This window comes from Salinicola sp. V024, assembly GCF_052645315.1.
Map to the genome: position 1 here is coordinate 22,748 of NZ_JBQXYB010000021.1, position 7,298 is coordinate 30,045.

The 7,298-nt window shown below is 62.3% G+C and carries 4 protein-coding genes; all 4 read right to left on the reverse strand.

The genetic code is table 11. The annotated features are described in order from the left end of the window. Window positions 1-74: 74 nt before the first annotated feature. The 4 genes from ACUN9V_RS19240 to ACUN9V_RS19255 are packed head-to-tail and all read right to left on the reverse strand — an operon-like array spanning window position 75 to window position 6,423. Window positions 75-452 carry a copper-binding protein gene (locus ACUN9V_RS19240; RefSeq protein ID WP_445512575.1) on the reverse strand — a complete coding sequence of 126 codons (378 nt, stop codon included), beginning with the start codon at window positions 450-452 and terminating at the stop codon, window positions 75-77. Window positions 453-467: 15 nt separating this feature from the next. Continuing rightward, complete coding sequence (locus ACUN9V_RS19245; RefSeq protein ID WP_445512576.1) at window positions 468-3,626, reverse strand: efflux RND transporter permease subunit; 3,159 nt, start codon at window positions 3,624-3,626, stop codon at window positions 468-470. Beyond that, window positions 3,623-5,173: an efflux RND transporter periplasmic adaptor subunit gene (locus ACUN9V_RS19250; RefSeq protein WP_445512577.1), complete on the reverse strand. Its 1,551-nt coding sequence runs from the start codon at window positions 5,171-5,173 to the stop codon at window positions 3,623-3,625. Before ACUN9V_RS19250 ends, ACUN9V_RS19245 begins: the two co-directional genes overlap by 4 nt. Beyond that, window positions 5,170-6,423 carry a TolC family protein gene (locus tag ACUN9V_RS19255; RefSeq protein ID WP_445512578.1) on the reverse strand — a complete coding sequence of 418 codons (1,254 nt, stop codon included), beginning with the start codon at window positions 6,421-6,423 and terminating at the stop codon, window positions 5,170-5,172. Before ACUN9V_RS19255 ends, ACUN9V_RS19250 begins: the two co-directional genes overlap by 4 nt. Window positions 6,424-7,298: the final 875 nt, after the last annotated feature.

Below are 7,298 nucleotides of genomic sequence, written 5' to 3' on the forward strand. Positions count from 1 at the left end.
ACAACACTTCAAACGATAACTTTAAAGTTGACTTCAAGGTCAAGGCCTAGACATCAAAATGTCTAGGCCTAAAGCTAGCCTTCAGCTTTCTCCAGCACTGCCACGACATGATTGGCGCCCTGTAGCTCGAAGCGCACCTCGTCGCCAACCTTGATGCCTTTCAGCAGCGCTGGGTCCGCCACCTTGAATGCCATCTGCATCGCCGGCCAGTTGAGCGCCTCGATTGGGCCGTGGGCCAGGGTGATCTTTTGGGCTTGCGGGTCGATGGCCTTGACCACGCCGGTGGCCCGAGCGGTTTGCGCCTTTTCGGAAACGGCCTGCTCGGACGAAGCCTTCATGTCCATGCCCTGCATGGCATCGTTGGTGTTCCTCTCAGATGCCACGGCGGGCAGTGCCAGAGTGGCCAGCGCCAGCGTTGTGGCGGTTAGCAGCGGGCGGATAACTTTTTTCATGTTTCTCTCCTTGATTCAGTTCAGGGTCTTACTGGACGGGATCATGCGTCGACGACGCGGGGCGCACATCAGGCGATATACGATGGGAACCAGCAGCATCGACACGAACGGCGCCGTGACCATGCCGCCGACCATCGGCGCGGCGATGCGGCTCATGACCTCCGAGCCGGTACCGCTGCCGACCATGATCGGAATCAGGCCGGCGAGAATTACCGACACAGTCATCGCCTTGGGGCGCACCCGCAGTACCGCACCTTCCTGAATGGCCGCATCGAGTGCCTGCGGCTCGATGGCGCCGGCCGCCGTGCGGCGCCGCTCGATCGCCTGCTTGAGATACAACAGCATCACCACGCTGAACTCGGCCGAGACGCCGGCCAGCGCGATAAAGCCCACGCCGGTGGCAACCGAGGTGTTGTAGCCGAGCAGATAGAGCAGCCACACCCCGCCGACCAGCGCAAAGGGCAGCGTGCCCATCAGCAGTAGCGCTTCACCGATGCTGCGAAACGTCAGATAAAACAGCACGAAGATGATCAGTAGCGTTGCCGGCACGACGAGCTTCAACCGCGCGTTGGCGCGCTGCATGTACTCGAACTGGCCCGAGTAGGCGATCGACACGCCGGGCATGAGTTTGACATGCTGGTTGACCGCCTTTTGCAGATCGACGACGACCGAGGCGAGGTCGCGATTGCGCACGTCCACATAGACCAGCGTGGTCAGACGTGCATTCTCGCTCTTGAGCATCGGTGGGCCTTCACTCATGGTGATATCCGCCACGCTGCCCAGCGTGATCTGCTCGCCGCTGGCGGTCAGGATCGGCAGCTGGCGGATTTCTTCAAGCGAATCCCGAATGGCACGCGGGTAGCGCACGTTGATCGGATAGCGGGCGAGCCCTTCGACCGTCTCGCCGATGTTCTTGCCACCGATCGCCGAGGAAACGATCGCCTGCACATCATCGATGTTAAGTCCGTAACGCGCCGCCGCCGCGCGGTCGATATCGATATCGACGTAGCGTCCGCCCTTGAGGCGCTCGGCCAGCGCCGAGGTCACGCCAGGTACGTCCCTGGCCGCCTGCTCGATCTGCTGGGCGACACGGTCTAGGTCGCTGAGATCGGTGCCCGACACCTTGATACCGATCGGACTCTTGATGCCGGTGGCGAGCATGTCGATGCGGTTGCGAATCGGCGGCACCCACACATTGGTCAGCCCTGGCACCTGCACGACGCGATCGAGTTCCTCGACCAGCTTGTCGGGCGTCATCCCGGGGCGCCATTGATCGCGCGGCTTGAACTGGATCGTCGTCTCGAACATGGTCAGCGGCGCCGGATCGGTGGCGGTCTCGGCGCGGCCGGCCTTGCCGAATACGCTCTCCACCTCGGGCACGGTCTTGATCAGCCGATCGGTCTGCTGCAGCAACTGCGATGCCTTGCCCACCGACAGCCCGGGCAGAGCGGAGGGCATATAGAGCAGATCGCCCTCGTCCAGCGGCGGCATGAACTCACCGCCCAGCCGGGTCGCCGGCCAGGCCGCGCTCGCCAGCAGTATCAGCGCCATAAGGATCGTGGTTTTGGGGCGGTACAGCGCGGCGTTGAGCAGCGGTCGGTAGAGCCAGACCAGCAGCCGGTTGAGCGGATTGCGACGCTCGTCGGGAATTCGGCCGCGAATCCAGTAGCCCATCAATATCGGGATCAAGGTGATCGAAAGACCCGCCGCGCCGGCCATGGCGTAGGTCTTGGTGAACGCCAGCGGTGCGAATAACCGGCCGGCCTGCGCTTCGAGCGTAAATACGGGGATGAACGACAAGGTGATGATCAGCAGGCTGAAAAACAGCGCCGGTCCCACTTCGGCGGCGGCATCGCCAATCACCTGCCAGCGCGCCTCGCCCTTCAGTTCAAGGCCGGGATGCTCGTGATGCCAGGCCTCCAGCTTCTTGTGGGCGTTCTCGATCATCACCACGGCGGCATCGACCATCGCGCCGATGGCAATGGCAAGCCCGCCCAGCGACATGATATTGGCGTTGATGCCCTGCCACTGCATGATCATGAAGGCGACCAACAGGCCCAGCGGCAGCGACAGGATCGCGACGAAGGCCGAGCGCAGATGCCAGAGAAACACCACGCAGACCAACGCGACGACGATAAACTCCTCGATCAGCTTGTCGCTCAGGTTGCCGACGGCGCGATCGATCAGCTGGCTGCGGTCATAGGTGGGCACGATCTCGACGCCGTCGGGCAGGCTTGCCTTCAGCGTTGCCAGCCTGGCCTTGGCCGCGGCGATCGTCGCGCGGGCATTTCCGCCGGAGCGTCCTACGATCACGCCGCCCACCACTTCGCCTTCGCCGTTGAGTTCGGCGACACCGCGGCGACTCTCGGGGCCAAGCTGAATCGTCGCCACGTCGCCCAGCGTGACCGGCACGCCCTCGGCGCTGGTTTTCAGCGGAATATGGCGGAAGTCCTCCAGCGACTTCAGGTAGCCGGACGCGCGTACCATGTATTCGGCCTCGGCGAGTTCGAGCACCGAGCCGCCGGTTTCCTGATTGGCGTTCTGGATTGCCTTGATCACCCTGGCTTGCGGGATGTTGTAGGCCGCCAGCTTCACCGGGTCGAGCACCACCTGGTACTGCTTGACCATGCCGCCAATCGTGGCGACCTCGGCCACGCCGGGCAGACTTTTCAGTTCATATTTCAAAAACCAGTCCTGCAGACTGCGCAACTGGGCCAGGTCATGCTGACCGCTGCGATCGACCAGCGCGTACTCATAGAGCCAGCCGACGCCGGTGGCATCGGGACCAAGCTCCGGCGTGACACCCTGTGGCAGCTGGCCCTGCGCCTGGCTCAGATACTCGAGCACCCGCGAGCGCGCCCAGTACAGATCGGTGTCGTCGTCGAACAGCACGTAGACATAAGAGTCGCCGAAGAACGAGTAGCCGCGCACCGTCTTGACCCCGGGCACCGAGAGCATCATGGTCGAGAGCGGGTAAGTGACCTGTTCCTCGACCAGCTGCGGCGCCTGGCCGGGATAGGGCGTGCGTACGATGACCTGCACGTCGGACAGGTCGGGCAGCGCATCGAGCGGCATGTGCTTGACCGAGACCACACCGGCGACGGCGATGAACAGCGTCGCCAGCAGCACCAGGAAGCGGTTGCCGATCGACCAGCGAATCACGCGTGCGATCATTGTGCGCCTCCGCTTTGCTGCGTGGTGCTTTTCCGCAGATTCTCGACCGCGTAACCGGAATCGCTTTCACGCACGGTGAAGGTCACGGTGTCGCCAACCTTGAGATCGTCAGCCGACGCCGGGTCAGCGAGATCGAACGCCATGGTCATCGCCGGCCAGTCGAGTGCCGGGATAGGCTCGTGGGAAAGGGTGATCTCATCGGTTGAAATCGCCTCGACCCTGCCGCGTCCCTCGATCGGTGTAGCCGTGTCGTCAGCTTTCGTACCGGCCTTGGTGTCCATGTCCATGGCGTTCATGTCCATGCGATCCTTGTTTCCGGTATTACCAAGACGATCGAGGGCACCGGCCAGACTGGCTTCGGAGTCGATCAGGAACTGCCCCGATACCACGACGCTCTGACCGGCCTGCAGCCCATCGTGCACCACGGTCTGCTGGCCGGATTGCGCCCCCAGCGTGACCACCGTTGGAGTGAAACCGCCGTCACCGTTGGCGACGAGGGCATAATCCTGCTGATCACCGTGCAGCACGGCGGCGCTGGGGACGGTCAGCACGTTCTCTTTGGTGCTTTCAAGCTGCACGCGGGCGAACATGCCGGGTCTTAAGCGCAGTTCCGGATTGGCCAGTGCGATGCGCACCTGCAGCGTGCGGCTGGTCGGGTCGTTTTGGGGCAGTATCGCGATCACCTGACCCTCGAACGTCTCGCCGGGATAAGCGGTAAGACGGGCCGTGACGCGCTGGCCGACACGGACCTGCTCGGCCTGATCCTCGGGGACGGCCGTTTCGAGCCAGACGGTATCCAGCCCGTTGAGAGCGGCCAGCGTGGCGCCTGTCTTCAGCGCCATTCCTTCACGCACGTCGAGGCGTTGAATCGCCCCGCCAATTGGCGCATGGATGGTGATTACCGATTGGGGACGGCGGGTCTTTTCGACGCGCTCGATCAGCGCGGTCGGCATACCCATCAGCGTCAGCCGCGTGCGGGCGGCGTCGATCAGGGCACGATCGCGGGTACTCAGTACAGCGAGGAATTCTTCCTGGGCGCCGCCCCAGGCGGGAATGAGCAGATCGACCAGCGGTGCGCCCTGCTTGACCACGTCGCCGGGGGCCAGGTCATAGCTACGCTCGACGAAGCCGGCGCTGCGCACCTGAACGATCGCCACGTCACGGTCGTTGAACTGCACGTTGGCGGCGGCATCGACCGAGCTGGCGAGGTCGTTGCGCATGACCTGCGCGGTGCGCACGCCAAGATTCTGCGCCACGCCGGGGTTGATCTTGACCGCGGCATCACCGCCGCCGGCTTCATCCGCATATTTGGGCACCAGCTCCATGTCCATGAACGGCGACTTGCCCGGCTGGTCGAAGTGCTGATCGGGGACCATCGGATCGTACCAGTACCGGACTTCACGCTGCTTGTCATCGGCTGCCGCCTGGGCTGATGCCGGCATGGTGCGGTTATCGCGCAGAAGCCAATAGGTGACGCCGCTGCTGGCAATTGCCACGGCGGCAATGACGGCCATAACAGTGGCGATACGAAAAGCGGGCTGACTCATGAGGTGGGCTCTCCATAGGAAAAATGCAGCTTCATCGCGATCAGTTCGCGCTGTTGTTGGAGATCGACGATCCGCAGGCGCTGGTCGATCAGCTCGCGGCGCGCGGCGAGTACGGCGTCGAGATCGCCCTGACCGCTTCTGTAGGCGGCGTACTGCAGATCGACCTTCTGCTCGACGAGATTGAGCCAGGTGGTTTGGGCGCGCTTGAGCTGGCTCGACAGCGCGGCGTAGTCGGCCAACTGGCGGTCGAGCTCGCGCAACTGGTCACGCAACAGCGCATCGCGTTCGAGCTGCAGGCGCTCAACGTTGTGTTGGCGGGCGCGGACCGTCGGGTCCTGACGGCTGGCGGTGAACAGCGGCAGATCGAACGACACCTGCGCCGAGACCATGTCGCCGTAGCGTTCGTCGCGATGTTGATAGGCCAGCTCGACGCCCCAGTCGGGGCGCTTTTCGGATTTGGCTTCGGCCACCCGGGCCTCGGCGGTGTGGGTCTGCGCCTCCAGCGACAGCACGCCGGGGTAGAGCCTTACCCGCGCGAGAAGCACCTGCGGAGAGACGGCAAAGGATGGCGGAACGCCTTCAAGCGATTCATCGGCAGCCTCACCCACGTAGCGGCGCAGGTCGGCGATGGCTTCGATCCGCTCGCCCTCCAGGTCGTCGCGGCGATCGGCGAGCCGAGCCACGGCCTGTTTGGCAAGCACGCTATCGGTTAGCGGCGCGCCACCCGAGGCGATCCGGGCGTTGACGGTCGTCGTCAGCAGGCGATTTTCGCGCTCGAGATCGTCAAGCTGCTCGAGTTTGCGTTCCAGGTAGTAGCGCTTGAGCCAGGCTTGAGATGCCTGTTGCTGAATGACAAGGCGCACCACATGACGTTGCGCCTGGGCGCTGCCCAGCTCGGCCTCGGCAATCTCTGCGCGGGCATGGCGCTTGGCGCTATTGGGAATGGCTTGGGAGATGCCGATGCGCTGCGTCGTCATCTGGCTTTCGCTCAGGCTACCCGCCTGCGGACCGGAAATCGGATAGTTGGTCACCCCCAGGCTCAACTTGGGATCCGGCAGCGCGTCGGCTGGTTCGATCAATTCCTGGGCGCTTCTGATCTGCGCCGTATTGGCGCTCAGCTCGGGGGCGTTGCGTACGCCAAGCGCAAGCGCATCATCGAAACTCAGCGGCGAGGCATAGGCGCCTCCCGCCATGCCCAGCCAGCCGACGATTAACCAGCCGGGTAGGACATAGAACCTGTGAGGAAACATTCTCTAACTCCGTGACCTTTCAGGCACGGCGCAGCAAGTGCGCGCACGTGCACCGATTCTGCAGCAACAAGGCATGCAGAAAGCTTATTTCAGCGTGGAGCTAGCTAAGGCGAGGAGGGCGCCACAGGCCGTCTGGGGTATGAAAGACGACTGGCGTATCGGGCAAGACTGTTACGACCCGAACGGGGGGGGAGGCGTGGACAGACAAAGAGGAATTAGAGAGATACAGCGCGCCCCCGAACAAACAATCTTGCACTTGGGAGCAGGTTTTGCTTGAGCCGGGTTTCGCATGCTTATCCATGCCGGCTAAATCGCAGGCTTGCTTATCAACAACAGCATGAGTAGGCGTCATGAGCGCGTCAGGCATCACACGGCACTGCTCACTAACGCTCGCCGCTGCCTGCCCGAAGGCCGGAATCGACAGCGTCAATATCATGATGAGCAGAAGTCTTAACATGCCTACGGAGCCTATTGCGTGCGTGCTGCATTATTGGAAGCCGGAAGATAAAAGCATAAAGTACAGGTGGTTACAACGTGAATTGTCGCGCGGTCGGCGGATCTAAGCTTGCTCGCGTAACGGGGCGCCCTGCATGCTCGGGAGTAGGAGCGCTAAACGTTTAGCTTTGTTGCGGTTAGTAGAGTCAGCGCTAATCATGCGTAGCGATCAAAATCGAGCAAGACAAAGCCGCTACGTTTCAGCTTGATTTTCACGGATATCATTAAGGCCTACCCTATCCTAGATAAAAAAGGGTATCCGGATTATCTGGTTGGTATGCGAGGTAGAAAGGTTGCCGACAAGATCAATCCACAACGGATTAGCTGGTTGATGGCTCGCTCAGTACGCTCACTTGCTAAAGAGTAGATACTTCACCAAA

Coding starts and splice junctions, on each gene's coding strand:
- ACUN9V_RS19240 (WP_445512575.1), bottom strand. CDS start 452: ATGAAAAAAGTTATCCGCCCGCTGCTAACCGCCACAACGCTGGCGCTG.
- ACUN9V_RS19255 (WP_445512578.1), bottom strand. CDS start 6,423: ATGTTTCCTCACAGGTTCTATGTCCTACCCGGCTGGTTAATCGTCGGC.
- ACUN9V_RS19245 (WP_445512576.1), bottom strand. CDS start 3,626: ATGATCGCACGCGTGATTCGCTGGTCGATCGGCAACCGCTTCCTGGTG.
- ACUN9V_RS19250 (WP_445512577.1), bottom strand. CDS start 5,173: ATGAGTCAGCCCGCTTTTCGTATCGCCACTGTTATGGCCGTCATTGCC.